Origin of the sequence: Candidatus Frackibacter sp. WG13, from assembly GCF_900114655.1 — a bacterium.
Taxonomy (GTDB): domain Bacteria; phylum Bacillota; class Halanaerobiia; order Halobacteroidales; family Acetohalobiaceae; genus Frackibacter.
On record NZ_FOTT01000001.1, the window covers coordinates 117,254 to 135,481 of the forward strand.

An 18,228-nucleotide genomic window follows, 5' to 3' on the forward strand; every position below is an offset into this window, starting at 1 on the left:
AATTGTCCCAAATTTTCGGGTCATTTGTCCTATATTTCACAATTCAAAGGCAAATTTAGTATCTGTTTTCTATATTAATTCAAAATAATCACATATCTATTTCCTATAAAAAACTAGACACGCAACCTAAAGTTACGTGTCTAATCTTCTTAAATTAAATTATGACTTTTTAAAAGATATCTTAAGACTTCTTCTTCTTCTGCATTAGCATCCACTAAAGGAGGTCTAACTGGTCCTACTTGCTGTCCCATTAAATTTAACGCTGCTTTAACTGGAATCGGATTAGTAGTCATAAATATTTTAGCAAATAGCTCACCTAATTCAGCATTTAATCCCGCTGCTTTTTGTACTTCTCCCGCTTTATAAGCAGTTACCATATCTTTAATCTTACTACCGACTAAATGAGCAGCTACACTGATTATTCCTGTTCCTCCTATACTTAAAATAGGTAAAGTTAGACCGTCATCGCCACTATAAATCATAAAATCATCATCAGTCAAACGATTAATAGTTGCTGCTTGTTCCACATCACCACTAGCTTCTTTAATTGCTACTATATTATCTATATCTGCTAGCTTAGCTACCGTTTCCGGTTCAATATTTCTAGAAGTACGTCCTGGAACATTATATAAGATTACTGGTAGGTCAGTTACTTCTGCCACCTGTTTAAAATGATTATATAGACCAGCCTGTGGTGGTTTGTTATAGTAAGGAGTGACTAACATTACCCCATCTACACCTAAATCGGTTACCTTTTTAGTCATCTTTATACTTTCTTGAGTAGAGTAAGACCCGGTTCCAACAATTACTTTTGCTCTATCTCCAACTGCCTCTTTAACAATTTCTATCAATTTCATCTTCTCTTCTTTAGTCAAAGTTGGGACTTCACCAGTAGTTCCTAATACTAAGATACCGTCTGAACCATTATTAACTAAGTAATTAGCTAAATCTGCTGCTGCTTCATAATTCACTTCTAACTCCTCATTAAAAGGAGTCACCATCGCTGTTATTACTTCACCTAATTCAACCATCAAAACACCTCCATAAATTATTCTGCTAAATTAAATTGATCATGCAAAGCACATAACGCCTTCTTTTCATCGCTCTTTTTAATTAAAAAAGAGATTGTAGTATGTGAATCGGTCGTTTGGTAAATTGGTATCCCATTATCATCTAAAGCATTGACTACGCTTGACATTACACCAGGAAGCCCAGTCATACCAGCACCTACTATTGAAATTTTTACTAAATTATTACCTATCTCATAATTATATTCTGTCTCACTTAAGACTTCTTCAGTCGTTTCCATTAATTGATTATTAATAATAAAGGTAATCATCTCTGGTCTTACATTAATAAAATCAACACTGATATCTTCTTTAGCTAAAACCTCAAAACAGCCTAAAGCAGTAGCATATTCCTGCTGTTGCCTAGGAATGATCTTAACCAAACTTACATTAGAACGGCTAGTAATTCCTGTTACTGGTCGGTCTCCTTTTATATCAATCTCGTTCTCTTGATTAAAATTATCAGAGATAACAGTACCTGAACCATCACTAAAAGTAGATTTAATCATAACTGGTACTCTTTCACGCATCGCTATCTCTGCTGCTCGAGGATGAATTACTCGTGCTCCTTGATAAGCTAACTCACAAACTTCATTATAAGTAACATGTTTTAATGTTCTAGCATTAGGTACTAAATCAGGGTCAGCTGTCATTACCCCTTCAACATCGGTATATATCTCTACCATTTCAGCATGAAGAGCCGCCCCTAACACACAAGCCGTTGTATCACTTCCACCTCTTCCTAAAGTAGTAATCTCTCCTTTGCTAGTCATTCCTTGAAACCCAGCTACTATAGGAATTAAATTATCATCTAATGCTTCATAGATTTTAGCTGGTTTTACCTCTAAAATTCGGGTATCACCATAATTATCATCAGTGATAATGCCAGCTTGGGCACCAGTTAAAGCATGATAATCATAACCTCTAGCTTTTAATCCCTGACCTACTACTACTGTAGAAATAATTTCTCCACATGACATCAATAAATCTTTATCTCGTGGATGGACATGTTCACAAGTATCTTCAGCCAAATTAATTAAAGTATCAGTGGCATATGGAGCGCCATTGCGCCCCATAGCTGACACTACAATTACCGGCTTATAGCCCTGATTTATGCTACTTATTATCTTTTCAATTACCATCTGTCTCTTTTCTTCTGTATCAAGGGAAGAACCGCCAAACTTTTGTATTAAGATATTACGCATTCCCCCACCTCTCTTTCTAACTATCAAACACCTTTTTCAATTAGCTTTTCAGCAATCTGAACCGTATTTAATGCTGCTCCTTTACGCAAGTTATTGGCTACAATCCAGAGATTTAAGCCTGCATCTACAGTATTATCTTTACGAATCCTACCTACTAGCACATCATCGGTTTCTTCTACTTGGATCTGCATTGGATATTCGCATTTGCCTGGATTGTCAACCACTCTTACTCCTTCAGCAGCATCCAACAATTCTTTCGTTTCATCTACCTCTAACTCGGAACCTAATTCTAAATTAATAGACTCAGCATGGCCGAGTAAGACTGGAATACGAACTGTAGTGGCTGTTAATTTAATAGAATCATCACCTAAGATCTTCTTAGTCTCATTAACCATCTTCATCTCTTCTTTAGTATAGCCATCATCAAAAAAGATATCAATATGTGGTAAGGCATTGAAGGCAATCTGATGTGGATAGACCTCAGCCTTTGCTTCTTTACCTTCTAAAATTGCCTTAGATTGTTCTAATAGTTCATCCATCGCAGCCTTCCCCGAACCAGAAACTGCTTGGTAAGTAGAGATTACGACTCGTTTGATTCCAACTTTATCATAAATAGGCTTCAATGCAGCTACCATTTGAATAGTCGAACAGTTAGGATTAGCAATAATCCCTTGCTGTTTATCAATATCTTCCGGATTAACTTCTGGTACTACTAATGGTACCTCTGGATCCATCCTAAAAGCACTACTATTATCCACTACTATCGTTCCGCGTTTAGCCGCTTCCGGTGCAAGCTTCTTACTTGCTTCACTACCGGCACTAAATAACGCAATATCAATATCCTCAAACGCCTCCGGTGTAGCTGCTTCTGCTTCATATTCATTGCCATCCTCAGTAGTAAACTTTCCTGCTTCCTTTTCTAATAACTTCAACTCAGCATAAGGTAGTTCTCTTTCTTGTACTATACTTAACATCTCTCTTCCTACTGCGCCTGCAGCACCAACTATCGCTATATTATATTCCTTCATAATTAATAATACCTCCCACGTATATTAGTTTACAGTTTACAGTGTATAGTTGACAGTTAAAATCAACTGTCAACTGTAAACTGTCACCTGTCAACTGGAATCATATCCCTTTATATTCTATAAGTACAGGCTGGATCTGTTTTCCCTCTAATGCATATTCTAATGTTTCAGGAATTAAATCCATCCTTGCAACTAATGAATTAACTTTTTCCTTAGGGTTATCCTGCCCAAAAGGAACGAAATATATATTTTTAGTATTTAGTAGTTTTCCTATATTAGAAGCATTATTACCTAAGCCGTCATTAGTAGAAATTGCAAAAACTACCGGCCTATTGTTTCGCAAATGAGCTTTAGCCGCCATTAATACTGTAGAATCAGTAATTGCATTAGCAACTTTTGCTAAAGTATTTCCTGTGCAAGGAGCTATAATCAATATATCTAATAACTTCTTAGGTCCAATAGGCTCTGCTTCCACAATACTAGACCTTAATCCGTTGCCAGTAATCTCTTTAATTCTTCTTATCCACTTTTCAGCTTTCCCAAACTTAGTATCTATATTTTGTACTGATTCTGATAAGATCGGATAGACAATTCCACCAGCATCTACAATCCGCTCTAATTGAGGAACTACTTTATCTAAAGTACAATAAGAACCGGTAACAGCAAAACCTATTCTTTTGCCTTTTAATTTCAAATAAACACACCTCCTTTGGAAGGTTAAAACTACATTCTATCAACAATTAAACGAGGAATGACTTTACCTAAAATCTGACCAGCAGTCTTAGGTGCTACTCTCCCAGGTAGACCTAAGCTTAATAAGGCTTTAATACCTAATTCCTTTGCTACTTCAAAATCGACGCCACCAGGTGCAGAAGCTAAATCAATAATTAAAGCATCTGATTTTACCTCAGTTAGCAACTCTTTATCTAAAACTAAAGCAGGAACTGTATTGAATATAAAGTCCATTTCAGAAATAATCTCTTTCAACTCATCAAAATCAACAGGAGTAATTCCCATTTCTTTAGCTCGCGCTCTATCTCCAGCATCTCTTGCTACCCCATAAACCTGACTACCGATTCCAGCCAACATGCGTGCTTGAGTTAGACCTACTCTACCTAACCCCAAAACCATAGATTTATTACTATGTAAAGTTATATTTGATTCTTCCATAGCAATCTGAATTGCTCCCTCAGCAGTAGGAATTGCATTTAGAATAGCCACTTCATCTAATTTGGCTAACTGAATCAGACTTATATCATATTCATTACAGTAATCATTTACGCTCCCTCTAGCTACCCCAATTAAGAATAAAGTATTCGATTCTAAGCTGGCAAAGAATTCTTCTGTTAATTGTACTGCATTGTTAACAAAAGTTGCTTTTAAGTAATCATTTTCATCGGTACTAGTCATTGGAGCAATAACTACATCAACATTATCAATTACTGTCGATAATCTGTCTTTAACTTCTATACCAGGAATCTTAACCCCTGGGTCCCCTAAAGTCTTAATCTGAGCACCAATAGTTGCTAAGAGACGTAGCATCTCTAATTCCCGCTCGTCACCACCTAAAACTGCTATCTTAATTCCCTTTAATTGTGATTCCATTTCATCCTCCTTTCCTCAATTTTTAATGAAAATATTTTTTAATCATTAATATTATATGGTCAACCTTCCAAAGTAGTGCTTGTCAAACTTAAAATTCCATTAAATTATCTAATCCATAAACAACTCCATCAATCTCTTCTAGCTTGTCAATAGCTAATTTAACTCCTGGCATAAAGGAACGACGGTTAATTGAATCATGCCTAATCTTTAGCGTCTGTCCTTCACCTCCAAAGATTACTTCTTGATGCGCTACTAGGCCAGGCAAACGAACACTATGTATATTTAATCCTTCCTCTTCTCCGCCTCTAGCTCCAGGAATCTTCTCAATTACATCTAAATCATTCTCTTCATTATCTCTTATTTGATTAATTAATTCTGCCGTCTTAATTGCAGTCCCAGAAGGAGCATCTAACTTCTGGTCATGATGTAGTTCAATGATCTCTACTTGATTCAGATACTTAGCTGCTATTTTAGAAAACTCCATCATTAATATAGCCCCAATAGCAAAGTTAGGAGCTATAATTATATTGGTATCATTCGCTTTGGCTAGTTCTTCAATCTTTTCAATATCCACTTCTGTAATACCGGTAGTTCCTACTACCATATCGATACCAGCCTGCATTCCTAACTTAATATTTTCGATTACAACTTGAGGCGTTGTAAAGTCAACTATAACATCAATTGACTTATCCTCAATAGCTACTTCCAAATCAGACTCAATCTTTACTGTAGGTTCTGATAAACCTAAGATTTGATGAATATCTTCCCCAACGTCTACTTTATCAGTTGCTGCTACTAACTCTAGATCTTCAGTTCTTGCTAATAACTTTACTACTTCTTGTCCCATTCTTCCGCAAGCACCATTAACTAATACCTTCTTCATTATACTGTTAACAACTCCTTTCTCTTCATAACTTATTAGTGGATTTTAATATGATAATACTAAAAATCGATTGGTAAGACTACCAATCGTTAATAATTAATCATCTTTAACGATTAAGATAGTCCTCCATCAATTATCATGATGACAGTTTTGAAGCTATTAACTCCAAACCCAATCTAACCCCAATGACCAGCTTGAACTTAGATTTCGGCAATAATTCCTTTCCTTAAAAGATAATCTAGTCTGTAAATCTGATAAGTACTGATAATTATTGCTCCTCAACCTTAATCCTATTTATTTTTGAACCCAATTCTATTATATTTTCTAATAAATTTTGCTAAATGTCAAGTCCTAATAGAAAAAGGAGAGAATAAATTCTCTCCTTTTAACTCTTATTCCTGATAAAGTTCAACATCTACCGCACCATTTCGCTGCATAATAGCAGCTACTTCAGCAGTATCTTCTTCACTTTCAGCTCCTTCAAAGATTGCTAACATATTACCCCGGCGTATATGGTCTTCGTAATTCTGTCCTACTTCTTTAGGAATTCCATAATCGACTAATGCTCCGGCCAAACCACCAGTTACAGCTCCACTTAATCCAGCAGCAATTGGACCAGCAGCAATAATTGGACCAATACCTGGAATAGCTAGCGCTCCTGCTCCAGCCACCAAACCAGCAAGTCCACCAAGCGTTCCTCCAGTAGCAGTCCCATCAGTTAAATTCTGGTCTTCAAAGGTCATTCCTGTCTCTGCTTGATTACCTTCAGTAGCATAGTTTCCTTCACGATTATAAACCGATTGACCATACTCATCTCCATAGTAACCGCCATCACCATATTCGTCACCTTCATCCTTGTGCAGTTCTCCAGTAGCTTCTTGAGCTTGTTTAGCTATAATTGATATCTCTTCCTCTTCATATCCTGACTTTCTGATTTCATTAACCGTTCTTTCAGCTTGTTCTCTTTCATTAAAAACTCCAATTATAGATGCCATAATTAGTTCAATAACCTCCTTAGTTTTAATTCTGCTTTAAAACTAAGATATCCAAAAGTAAAGGAGGCTATTCTAACATTATATAGAAGCTCGCTGTGGTTGTAATCCATCTTCTAAATCAACAATAATTACTTCTGAACCCACTTTCTTTACTGCCTGCCAAGGAATAATTAAGTACTTTTCTTCGCCAAATACACTTAATAACCCACCTTGATTTGGAATAATAATTGATTCTAAGTCCCCAGTTAAAGTATTAAGAATTAATTCTGTCTCACCTATGATTCCTAAACGACCACCATCATGCATATTTATAATCTCTTTTCCTTGTAATTCACTTAACTTCATATCAATACCTCCCTTAATATCCTTTCTTTAATATTCTATGCAAAAGATTCGGGAGGTATTAAAAACTTAATAACTAATCAACAATACCCGTATGCCCAAAACCACCTTCGCCTCTTTTAGTTTTTGATAAATCATCTACCTCTTGCCATTCTACTTCTTGATACTTCTGAATAATTAATTGGGCTATTCTTGCTCCTTTTTCGACAACAAAAGGTTCTTGGCTATGATTAATTAGAGTAATCCCTATCTCTCCACGATACCCAGGATCAATAACACCATCTGCATTTAAAACAGTAATCCCATGATTTAAAGCTAAACCGCTCCTAGGATTAACAAATCCAGCATATCCTCGTGGTAAAGCGATAGCAATTCCTGTTTTAAATAGCTTATATTCTCCCGGTTCTAAAGCACCTTCCTCACGCGAATAAAGATCCATCCCCACATCTTCACCTGGATGTTTATACTCTGGTAAAGGAACCGACTCATCTAAACGTTTAATCTTAATCTTCATCATTTAGTTACCTCCAATAGTGTTCTGTTTACTAACCAATAATCTATTTCATTATCAAGGTTCTCTATTCCTGCTCTTTAGCACCTAAAATTTTAATAAGTATTTGTCTTCCATAAACGCTGCCTTTAATAATTACTGGTAAAGAATACTGATTATTAAATTTAAAATCTAAAGAATTCCATGCTACCGCTGCATCTTGGCCTGGAGGTACATATCTTACTCTTTTTGAATGAGGATATCTTTCTACTACTTCTAAATCAGCTTTCTGCACTGCGTTATATAAAGTACTTGAAACCTGACAGACTCCACCACCGATCCCAGTTACTATAACCCCGTTCATAATAACAGGTGCACCTTTATATCCTCTTTCTTCAGTCCGAGGACCTACTACTTGATTAAAAGAAAAAGTTTCACCGGGTAAAACTAAAGTATTATTTATACTTTTAGCAGCCACTCTTATATTTTTAACTCGATTAGAGCTACCACCGATAGAGGTACGATAGCTACCGATTACATTTGTAACCTTCTCTAAAATTTCCTCAGTCATATATGGTTTGATTTCATAGATAATAGAATTTATTTCTTTACCTTCATCAGCTAGCATAATCTCCTCAACTGTACTCTCTATGTCTAAAATTTGTCCTTCTTTTTCTGAAGTTACCTGACCTGAATCAGAGTCGATTTTTGCTTCTTTACTCCAAACTCGCCGCTTCTGAGCTTCTTTATAGACTATCTCATAAACTTCTGCCCGAAATAGATAACTCATATCCTGATTTTCATAAATTACTTCTGATGCTACTCCATATAATTGGCGTTTCAACCTTTCAACTATTAAGTTAGTTGTCAAAAATAAAGTTATAATTATTAAACAGATGATTATGATTTTTTGCAACTTAACAACTTTAAATCTAAGCTTATCTAACATCTAACCACCCTATTCAGATAATAATTGAGAGACAGTTACTAATTTATACCCTTTCTCTCTCAATCTATCAATTAGGTTTGGTAACGCCTTAACAGTTGGCGCCGTAGGATGCATAAGTACAATGCCTCCATTACTAGCCTTCTTCAATACTCTATTAATTATTACTTCTGGAGCTGGTCTTTGCCAATCAATAGTATCAGCAGTCCATAGGATTGTTCTGTAACCTAGTTCATCTACGATTTTCACTACTCTATCATTATACTCACCATAAGGAGGAGCAAATAGTTTGGTCTGATACCCCGTTACTTCGATTAATAATTCTTCATTCTTCTTTATTAAATTAATTAATCCTTGTTTAGATAGTTGATTAGGATGGGGATGACTATAACCATGATTCCCCACCTCATGTCCTGCTTCAGCTATCTCCTTTGTCAACTCTGGAAACTTCTCTACCCACTTACCTGTAAAGAAAAAAGTAGCTTTTACTTCTTTTTCACCTAAAGCCTTTAATATCCCTGGAATATGCTCTTGACCCCAAGCAACATTGATAGTTAAAGCCATTTCCGCTTTATCTTGAGGTCCATGATAATAAGGCTTTATCTCATTAAATACCGGTCTATCATTCGAAGTTAAATTATTAGCTAAAAGACTGACCCCCACTAGTAAAATTAAGATTAGAAATAATAATCCCCGATGTAGGGGTATAAAATAAAATTTTACTTTACGATTGAATTTTTTAAACATTTAATCACTCTCCTTAGTGCTAACTTGCTTCTTTTGAACACCCGAATGACTTTCAATATAATAATTATCATCATATGTTAACTTAGATAACTTAACTATTTCATAACCTTTATCCTTTAATTTAGGAATTAAAATCTCTAATGCCTCAGCGGTATGCACCCCGTTATTATGCATTAAGATAATTTCACCAGGTCCTGCTTTCTCTAAAATCCTATTAACTATAAAATTAGTTCCTGGTTCTTTCCAATCTAAAGAATCAATACTCCATTGAATAGTTTGAAAACCTAATTCATTAGCTACTTTTATTACTTTATTACTATATTCACCAAATGGCGGCCTAAATAACTTAGGTTGTTCTCCAACTAAATTCTCAATTAACTCCTGATTTCTAGTTAACTCCTCCTTAATCTCTGACTTGCTCAGCGAATTCAAATGAGGATGGCTATAAGTATGGTTCCCGATCTCATGTCCATTAGCAACAATCTTCTTTGCCATATCTGGATAATCTTCTAACCAATTACCACCAAAGAAAAAAGTAATCTCTACATCATTCTTTTTAAAGATTTCTAATAATTTCGGTGTATACTTTGCCCCCCACATCCCATCTAAAGTAATAGCTAATTTCTTTTCTGGAGTATCGACCTTATAAATTGGTACTAATCTTTTAGAGGTTAATAGACTTACTGTTCGACTTAAGTCAGGACTTAGATTTCCTAACATAAAGACTCCAACAAATAAAATCAAAACTAAGGTTAACGTAAGTTTTTTAGATAAATATAAATTCAACTTAAACTCCTCCTCAATATGACCTTCTCTGCTAACTACTTATTCGTAATTTAATTTAAATATAACTAAAATCCTATTTTGGTAAATATTACAGAACATATTTCAGTAAATAGCCTAATATAATTTTTATAGATAGTCATTTAAGGAGACTTAAGATGAAATCAACAAAATTATTAGTCATTTCTAAGCCACAATTAACTATTGGTATTATAGTTATCTTCTTTACCTTCAGTTTCTTAGCTAGTGGCATTACCCACAATAGTAACTTCTCTAAATTAGAAAAATTAATTATCATCGATGCTGGGCACGGTGGTATCGATGATGGTACTAGTCGCAATGGCGTTCATGAAAAGAATATTAATTTATATATTGCTAAGCAATTAAGGGATATGCTTGAAAAAGGTAGTATTAAAACAATTATGACTAGAAAAGCTGATTCTCTATACCAAAACAGCCGCAAAAAAGATATTATCCATCGTGCTGAATTAGCCAATAAAAAAAATGCTGACCTCTTTGTCAGCATCCATGTAAATAGTTTCCCTGGAGCTAGTTCTTTTGGTGGTCAAACATTTTATACTCCCAACTCTGAAAAAAGCAAGGCATTAGCCAAATCTATTCAAGAAGAATTAATCAACATCCAACCTGAAAACTATCGCCAGATAAAACCCGGCCCTTATTATGTTTTAGAGAATACAGAAATGCCAGCAGTATTAGTAGAAGTAGGATTTTTAAGTAATCAAAAAGATTATAAGCGACTAACTAACAATGAAACTAAAAAAGAAATTGCAAAAGCTATTAAGAAAGGCATTATTAACTACCTAAATAATACGTTACATTTACCTCCTAACAATACTCCGACTTCAGAAACATCAACTAAATATACTGCTAAAGAAGTCATCAATAATAACCAATTCAAACTCTATTTTGCCAAAAATAGACCAGCAAATGAGTTCTTAGTACCAGTTAGTAAGGAGATTACCGTTGCTAACATCTTAAATAATAGACCTAATATGTCATTAGTTGAAAATTTAGCTTATGAATCAGTACAGGATTTAATAGAAGGTCCACAAGGTAAAGAAAATCTTTACCATGTTATCCCAACTGGCACTAGACTATTGGGAGTGAAGATTAAGAATAAGATTGCTTATGTAAACTTTAGTGAAAATTTAATTACTAATCACTGGGGAGGAAGTACTGGAGAAAGATTAACTTTATCCGCTATCGTTAAAACCCTAACTCAATTTTCAGAGATCGAAGGGGTACAGCTTTTAATTGCCGGCAAGCGAATAAACACAATCAACGGACACCTCCTCCTTAATCATCCTATAACCGAGAAAGACCTACCTTAAAAAGGTAGGTCTTTCTTGATTATATAAATAACTATATTTAATTTCAAAGTATAAATAACTTCTAGTCAATATATCTTTGTAGAAACTTTTAAAGATATTAAGTTCTATTCAGCAAATACATGATCACCAATCTGTACCAATGTGCTTCTTGTTGATAACCACCACATAGTCTTAGCAGTCCTTGGATTATAGAAGTATAATGCTCCTCGTGATGGGTCTTGTCCAGCTAAGGCAGCTCTAGCAGCACGATAGGCTGTCCAACTCGGTCTCATATTAATTTGACCATTACTAACAGGAGTAAACTGTCCTGGTTGATAGATTACACTTCTAATAGTATCCGGAAAATAATTGCTAACAACTCTATTTAACACCACTGCCCCAACAGCAACTTGTCCAATAAATGGTTCTCCTCGTGCTTCACTATTAATTAATCGTGCCAATAAATTTAACTCTTCTTTAGAGATAGTCTTAGCAATCACCTGTTTAGGAGTTAAATTATTAATTGGTAAAGTAATTTTATCTCCTATTCTAATTACATCCGTATTGTTTAAATTATTTAGTTTTCTTAACACAGTTACTGATGTATTAAATTCTTGTGCTAATTCATAAAGAGTATCACCGGATTTAATATAGTAATCTAATGTTCTCAAATTTGAAACATCTATATCCTCTGTAGAATCATCATTTAACTTAATAATGACTTTACCATTATCTCTATGCAATTTATACTTCATAACTTCCTCTTCATCATATAATTCCTTTAATAGATTAATTTCATAATCTTTTTTTACTTGCTGACCAGCTTTGTGTTCTTGTGGAATTATAATTTCTTGTCCTTCTTTTATGAATTTATCCTCTAAATTGTTGACCTCTTCTAATCTTTTAACTGTAGTTCCAAATTCATTAGCAATTGTATATAAGGCATCTCCTGGTTGAACCTCATAATATAATTCAAATTGCGGTGTAGCAAATCCTGTTGATACTAATGCAAGTAATAAAATAGATAAAATAATAAAGACCATAACCAATCTTTTACGCCACATATCCATCCCCCTAAATAAAGAAGCTTCCCAAAATTAACAAACTATAATATAACCACATTTATATTTCTTGATAAATACTTTTAATTCCTCTTTTAAATTTAAAATTTATTAATTATTTTGGCTATTTTTTTATGATTCTCTGTTACTAATTGGCATCCCTGAGGAATAGAGTTAATAAATGCCTTTCCATACCTTTTATTGATAATTCTTTTATCTAAAACCACTACTGCACCCGAATCTGATTTAGACCTAATTAATCTACCAAAGCCTTGTTTAAATTTAATTACTGCTCGTGGTAACATATAATTACTAAAAGCATTCTTCCCTGCTGATTCTAATTCTTCAACTTTAGCCTCAATAATTGGATCAGTCGGTACTTGAAAAGGTAACTTAACAATGATTACAGAACTTAACTTCTGACCCGGAATATCTATCCCTTCCCAAAAGCTATCGGTCCCCATAATTACAGGAGCTAAATCATCTTTAAAATCCTGGATTAATAAGTGACGTGACTTTTCGCCTTGACGATATAGATTAATCTTTGTATCCTCTAATTGTGGTTTTAATTTATAATAAAAAGTATTTAACATTCCATATGAAGTAAATAAGACTAAACTTCGCCCTTGATTAGCAATCAACAACTCTTTTAGAACTTTTAAAGCCTGAGTAGTAAATTCTTTTGTATAAGGTTCTGGCATATCTAGTGGTATTGCTAACATAGCTTGTTCATCATAATTAAAGGGATCTCCGGTCTGTAATTCGGCTACTAAATCCTCTTCTAAGCCCAACCTTTCTCTAATATAAGCAAATGAATGGTCAACAGTTAACGTAGCAGAAGTAAAAATAATTGAATCGATTTCAATTAATAAATTTTCCCTAAACTCATTAGCAATATTTATAGGGGCAGAATTCAAATTCGCCCTAAATTCACCTTTACTATTCTGATTTATTTCGATCCAGTTCACTACATTATCATCTGAATCATTAATTACCGCGTCAATGACTTTGTTCATTGCTTTTAAACGATTTACTCTTGCATTTAAGTCTAATAATAAACCTTCATAATCATCAATAGCATTTTGAGGTAGTAACTCAAGTTCCTGTTGCAATCCTATCAATTTTCTGCTTAATTGATTCATAGATAATAAAAGATTATCAGTCTCCTCAACCACTTCTCGCCAACTATCTTGACTCGTTAATTCATCTTTTAAACGCAATTTATTCTCTTTTTCCTCTTCAGATTCTAAACCTTTCTTGAAATTAATTAATCTATTAAAGAAATTATTAGTTCGATCGGTTACTTTTAATACTAATGGTTGTAATATATTATCAATCAGTCTTTGTAACTCTAATCTACGATCTTTATTAATCTCACTCCGTGCTTGGTTAACTCTAAATCTAACCTCCATTAAGAAACCTTGAATTCCTTTCTTCGCCTCTTTAGTGTGTAAATCATATAAATACTTAAGTAGTTGCTGCTTGCTAATTCGCTTTCCTAAATAGTTAGTAGCTACTTCTTCTACATTATGTGCTTCATCTAATACAATATGCTTATACTTCGGTAAGACAGCTACCTCAAGGTCCATACCTTCTTCTTTACGTACAGCAATATCAGCAAACAACAAATGATGGTTCACAATCAAAAGGTCGGCATTAATACTCTTCATCCTTGCTTTAGTAAAGAAGCATTCACCATGATAGGAACAATTACTCCGCAAGCAAGTATCGCTCTCTGAAGCAACTTTCTCCCATACAGAGTATTCTGGCTGAAAGACAAGTTCTGAACGACATCCAGTTTGAGCATCTTGAACCCAATCTAGCAGTTGAATATATGAATCGCGTTCCTTATTTTCGAATACCTGATCAGCTATCTCCTGTAAGCTATAGACCTTTCTTAGACAGACATAATTCCTTCTCCCCTTAACTAAGACCGCTTTAAAGTCTAAATCTAATGTCTTCTTTAAAAAAGGAATATCTTTATTAATTAATTGCTCTTGTAAATTAATAGTATTAGTAGAGACCACAACTTTTTGATCATTCTGTGTTGCCCAATAGATACTAGGAATTAAATAAGCTAAAGACTTACCGGTACCTGTTCCGGCTTCTACTAAGAGATGGGTCTGTCGGTTAAAGGCTTTACTTATTACCTCAGCCATAGTCTGTTGTTGATAGCGATACTCATAATTAGGTAGAGCATTATCTAAAAGGTTGCCAGTAGCAAAGATATCACTAATCTCTGATACTGGGACCTCCTTCACTTCAGGTTCTAATCCTGGCTCAACTACTACATAAAGTTCATCAACTAAATTATTAACAATAATAAAACCAATACTTTGAGCTCCAAATTTAGCCGCAAGGTTAAGATCAGGTTGAGAAGGGCTTAAATTACCACTAGGGTGATTGTGAATTACTACTTCTCCTGGTTTCAACTTGGCAGCTGGTACTGGAACAGCCGTCTTATTACCTCTAGCTACTACTTCTATTTCATCAATAACCTCTTTTTCACCTGTCAAACGTCCAATGCAGTAAACTTCCTGCCCTTTAGCCGTCTTTATCACTTCTTTTAATTCATTTTTCACTTCTGAAGTAAAGTAATCTAAAACTTCCATCAAATCACCCCAAATTATTCTCTTAGATCACTAATTTGCTTTAGATTTATCTCATCATTACCAAATTCATCAACCGGTGTTTCAATAATAAAGGCTTTATCTCTCAATTGTGGATGATTAACTAAATTATCGAATCCATCTAAACCAATCTTACCTTGACCAATATGATAATGACGGTCTTTATTATTTCCTAATTCTCCTTTAGAATCATTAGTGTGGATTACCGATAGGTTTTCTACACCAAATGTCTCTTCAATCTCATTTATAAGATCTTCCAAACCTTCTTCTGTACTTAAGTCATAACCAGCAGCAAAAGCATGACAGGTATCTAAACAGATACCTACTCGTCCTAAAGAAATACCATCTGCCATCTTTGCTAATTCATCAAAGTTAGCCCCTACTTCTGTTCCGGCTCCTGCTACATTCTCTAATAATAATTTTACTTCTGGTTCAGTCTCAGCAATCACTTCTTTTAAAGCTTGATTGACTCGCTTAATCCCTGCCCCAACTCCTGATCCAGTATGATTTCCAGGATGTAGAACTAAGTAATCAGCATTCAAAAGGTCAGCCCGCTGAATATCATCTTTAAGTGCTGTTTTAGACTTCTCATGTAACTCGTCTTTAGGAGTAGCTAAATTAATCAAATAATTCACATGAACTACTACAGATAATATCTCCCCTGTTTTAACCTTCTTCTTAAAACATTTAACTTGGTCTTGACTTAACTCTTTTCCTTTCCACCCCCGTGGATTTTTAGAAAAGATCTGAAAAGTATTTATCCCTAATTCTTTTGCTCTATCTACTGCTTTATCAACTCCACCAGCAATTGACATATGGGCTCCTAATTTCATCTTTTCACCTCACCTATTAGAATGAATGTTCGATTGCAAAGCATAAAAAACATAAACTAGAATAACTCCAGTTTATGTCTAAGGAGAAAGATAGATAAAATTAGAAAACTTATCTATCTTCTTCTTGTTCTTGCTGCTTAATAGCTTCAATTCGTGATAAATTAATACGGTCTCTATCATCAATACCAATTACTTTTACTAACACTTCATCACCTAGTTCTAAGATATCCTCTACTTTCTTAACATGATAATCTGCTAACTCAGAAATGTGAACTAAACCTTCTTTTCCAGGTAAGACTTCAACAAAAGCACCAAAGTTAGTAACTTTCTTTACTTCTCCTAAATAAAGCTTACCAACCTCCACATCTTCTGTTATCTTCTCTATTATCCTTTTAGCATTCTGCCCACCTTCTTGATTTTCAGCAGAAATAAAGACTGTTCCGTCATCCTCGATATCTATATTAACATCATTCTCATCAACAATCTTCTTAATCGTCTTACCTCCAGGTCCAATTACATCTCTAATCTTCTCAGGATCAATCTCAATAGTTATGATACTTGGTGCATATGGAGATAAGTCTTCTCTTGATTCAGAAATGACTTTTAACATCTCATTAAGGATATGAAGTCGTCCTTTACGAGCCTGTTCTAAAGCCTTAACTAAAATATCTTTAGGGACTCCTTTAATCTTAATATCCATCTGTAAAGCAGTGATTCCATCTTCAGTTCCTGCTACTTTAAAGTCCATGTCTCCATTAAAGTCTTCAATTCCTTGGATATCAGATAAAATTTGAACCTTTTCTCCTTCTTTCATAAGACCCATAGCTATACCTGCCACTGGCTTTTTAATTGGCACCCCAGCATCCATTAAAGCTAAAGTACTACCACAGATACTAGCCTGAGAAGTAGAACCGTTTGATTCTAAGACTTCAGAGACCATACGAATAGTATAAGGAAATTCCTCATGACTTGGAATCATTGGCCTCAATGCTCTCTCACCTAAAGCACCGTGTCCTATCTCACGACGTCCTGGTCCTCTAATTGGTCCTGTCTCACCAACACTAAAGGATGGGAAGTTATAATGATGCATATACCGCTTCGATTCAGCATTTTCTAATCCATCTAAAATCTGCTCATCACCAACAGCACCTAAAGTCGCTACTGTCATAGCTTGAGTTTGTCCTCTAGTAAAGACTCCTGAACCATGAGCCCGTGGTAGGATTCCTACTTCACACCAGATTGGTCGAACTTCATCTACAGCTCGTCCATCTACTCTAACTCCTTCATCTAAGACTAAACTACGTATAGCCTCTTTTAGAAGCTTATCTAATGTATTATGAACTACTTGCATCTTATAATCTTTATCTTCTTCTTCAGCAAATTTTTCTTCAAAATAATCTGTTATTTCTGCCTTGACTTGGTCAACATTATCATTTCTTTCACTCTTCTCTTCTGTCTGAGCAGCATCTTTAATTTTATCGCCTACATATTCTCTAACTTCTGCTTCAAGTTCTGGATCATCTGTAGTAACTAATTCTACTTCTGCTTTTTCTTTTCCTACCTCGGCTGCCATCTCTTCTTGTAATTTAATTACCTTTTGATTTACTTCTTGTCCAAATTCAATAGCTTCGATCATCTTATCTTCCTTAACCTCATCAGCACCAGCTTCAACCATCATTACTCCGTCTTTATTGCCAGCAACAACTAAGTCCAGTGGGCTTTCCTCTTTCTGTTCTAACGTAGGGTTAACTACGAATTCACCATCAATCATACCTATATTAACCCCACCAATCGGTCCATCAAACGGAATATCAGAAATAGTCAACGCAGCTGAAGCTCCAATCATAGCAGCTATATCAGGTGCATTATCATTATCCACTGATAAAACTGTAGCTACAATCTGTACGTCGTCTCTAAAACCTTTTGGAAATAAAGGTCGCAGTGGTCTATCGATTAATCTTGAAGTCAAAGTAGCCATTTCACTAGGCCTACCTTCACGCTTAATAAAACCACCTGGTATCTTTCCAGCAGCGTATAGTCTTTCTTCATAGTTAATCATTAGTGGAAAATAACTAATTCCTGGCCGAGGGTCTGACATAGTAGCAGTTACTAAGACAACTGTCTCTCCATACTTAACTAAAACAGAACCATTAGCCTGCTTAGCTAATTTGCCGGTTTCGATAGTTAATTCCCTACCACCGAATTCTACTTGCCATTCTTTCTTCATTTATCAACGCTCCTTTTTACTTAGTATTTTATGTATTTTTAAACATTTTATTTAT

At 34.8% G+C, this 18,228-nt stretch carries 17 protein-coding genes and 1 riboswitch; of the genes, 1 reads left to right on the forward strand and 16 read right to left on the reverse strand.

Annotation, left to right across the window (positions count from 1 at the left end; genetic code table 11):
• Window positions 1–149: 149 nt before the first annotated feature.
• The 12 genes from dapA to BM077_RS00685 form a co-directional block, all read right to left on the reverse strand.
• A complete protein-coding gene (dapA, locus tag BM077_RS00630) occupies window positions 150–1,031 on the reverse strand; it encodes a 4-hydroxy-tetrahydrodipicolinate synthase (RefSeq protein ID WP_089747065.1) in 882 nt (293 codons plus the stop codon).
• A 17-nt stretch (window positions 1,032–1,048) separates the two neighbouring features.
• Entirely contained in the window at window positions 1,049–2,272 is a 1,224-nt protein-coding gene (gene dapG / locus BM077_RS00635; protein WP_089747067.1) for an aspartate kinase, read from the reverse strand.
• A gap of 23 nt (window positions 2,273–2,295) precedes the next feature.
• The gene (locus BM077_RS00640) at window positions 2,296–3,300 is read right to left on the reverse strand and encodes an aspartate-semialdehyde dehydrogenase (protein WP_089747069.1); all 1,005 of its coding nucleotides are present in this window, start codon (window positions 3,298–3,300) and stop codon (window positions 2,296–2,298) included.
• 100 nt (window positions 3,301–3,400) lie between these two features.
• The gene (locus tag BM077_RS00645) at window positions 3,401–3,994 is read right to left on the reverse strand and encodes a dipicolinate synthase subunit B (RefSeq protein ID WP_090003373.1); all 594 of its coding nucleotides are present in this window, start codon (window positions 3,992–3,994) and stop codon (window positions 3,401–3,403) included.
• Window positions 3,995–4,023: 29 nt separating this feature from the next.
• Entirely contained in the window at window positions 4,024–4,905 is an 882-nt protein-coding gene (gene dpsA / locus BM077_RS00650) for a dipicolinate synthase subunit DpsA (protein WP_089747074.1), read from the reverse strand.
• A gap of 88 nt (window positions 4,906–4,993) precedes the next feature.
• A complete protein-coding gene (gene dapB / locus BM077_RS00655) occupies window positions 4,994–5,788 on the reverse strand; it encodes a 4-hydroxy-tetrahydrodipicolinate reductase (protein ID WP_089747076.1) in 795 nt (264 codons plus the stop codon).
• A gap of 111 nt (window positions 5,789–5,899) precedes the next feature.
• Window positions 5,900–6,078, reverse strand: a riboswitch (Lysine riboswitch).
• A gap of 102 nt (window positions 6,079–6,180) precedes the next feature.
• Window positions 6,181–6,783 carry a general stress protein gene (locus BM077_RS00660; protein ID WP_089747077.1) on the reverse strand — a complete coding sequence of 201 codons (603 nt, stop codon included), beginning with the start codon at window positions 6,781–6,783 and terminating at the stop codon, window positions 6,181–6,183.
• Window positions 6,784–6,861: 78 nt separating this feature from the next.
• Window positions 6,862–7,128, reverse strand: coding sequence for a YlmC/YmxH family sporulation protein (locus BM077_RS00665; RefSeq protein WP_089747079.1), 267 nt, complete (start codon window positions 7,126–7,128; stop codon window positions 6,862–6,864).
• Window positions 7,129–7,201: 73 nt separating this feature from the next.
• Window positions 7,202–7,639: a dUTP diphosphatase gene (gene dut, locus BM077_RS00670; RefSeq protein ID WP_089747612.1), complete on the reverse strand. Its 438-nt coding sequence runs from the start codon at window positions 7,637–7,639 to the stop codon at window positions 7,202–7,204.
• Window positions 7,640–7,703: 64 nt separating this feature from the next.
• Window positions 7,704–8,564 (reverse strand): VanW family protein, encoded by an 861-nt coding sequence (locus tag BM077_RS13945; protein ID WP_089747081.1) that lies wholly within the window; start codon window positions 8,562–8,564, stop codon window positions 7,704–7,706.
• 9 nt (window positions 8,565–8,573) lie between these two features.
• The gene (locus tag BM077_RS00680; RefSeq protein WP_089747083.1) at window positions 8,574–9,308 is read right to left on the reverse strand and encodes a polysaccharide deacetylase family protein; all 735 of its coding nucleotides are present in this window, start codon (window positions 9,306–9,308) and stop codon (window positions 8,574–8,576) included.
• Complete coding sequence (locus tag BM077_RS00685; protein ID WP_089747085.1) at window positions 9,309–10,094, reverse strand: polysaccharide deacetylase family protein; 786 nt, start codon at window positions 10,092–10,094, stop codon at window positions 9,309–9,311.
• A 155-nt stretch (window positions 10,095–10,249) separates the two neighbouring features.
• On the opposite strand from BM077_RS00685, the gene BM077_RS00690 reads away from it, so the two are divergent.
• Window positions 10,250–11,443, forward strand: coding sequence for an N-acetylmuramoyl-L-alanine amidase (locus BM077_RS00690; RefSeq protein WP_089747087.1), 1,194 nt, complete (start codon window positions 10,250–10,252; stop codon window positions 11,441–11,443).
• 104 nt (window positions 11,444–11,547) lie between these two features.
• Here the strand turns inward: BM077_RS00690 and BM077_RS00695 are convergent, their stop codons facing one another.
• The 4 genes from BM077_RS00695 to pnp all read right to left on the reverse strand — a co-directional run bounded on the left by BM077_RS00695 (window position 11,548) and on the right by pnp (window position 18,173).
• Window positions 11,548–12,486 carry a cell wall hydrolase gene (locus BM077_RS00695; protein WP_089747089.1) on the reverse strand — a complete coding sequence of 313 codons (939 nt, stop codon included), beginning with the start codon at window positions 12,484–12,486 and terminating at the stop codon, window positions 11,548–11,550.
• 98 nt (window positions 12,487–12,584) lie between these two features.
• Window positions 12,585–15,095: a helicase C-terminal domain-containing protein gene (locus tag BM077_RS00700; RefSeq protein ID WP_089747090.1), complete on the reverse strand. Its 2,511-nt coding sequence runs from the start codon at window positions 15,093–15,095 to the stop codon at window positions 12,585–12,587.
• 14 nt (window positions 15,096–15,109) lie between these two features.
• A complete protein-coding gene (locus BM077_RS00705; protein ID WP_089747092.1) occupies window positions 15,110–15,946 on the reverse strand; it encodes a deoxyribonuclease IV in 837 nt (278 codons plus the stop codon).
• A gap of 109 nt (window positions 15,947–16,055) precedes the next feature.
• Window positions 16,056–18,173, reverse strand: a complete 2,118-nt coding sequence (gene pnp, locus BM077_RS00710; protein ID WP_089747094.1) for a polyribonucleotide nucleotidyltransferase — start codon at window positions 18,171–18,173, stop codon at window positions 16,056–16,058.
• Between the last annotated feature and the right edge of the window lie 55 nt (window positions 18,174–18,228).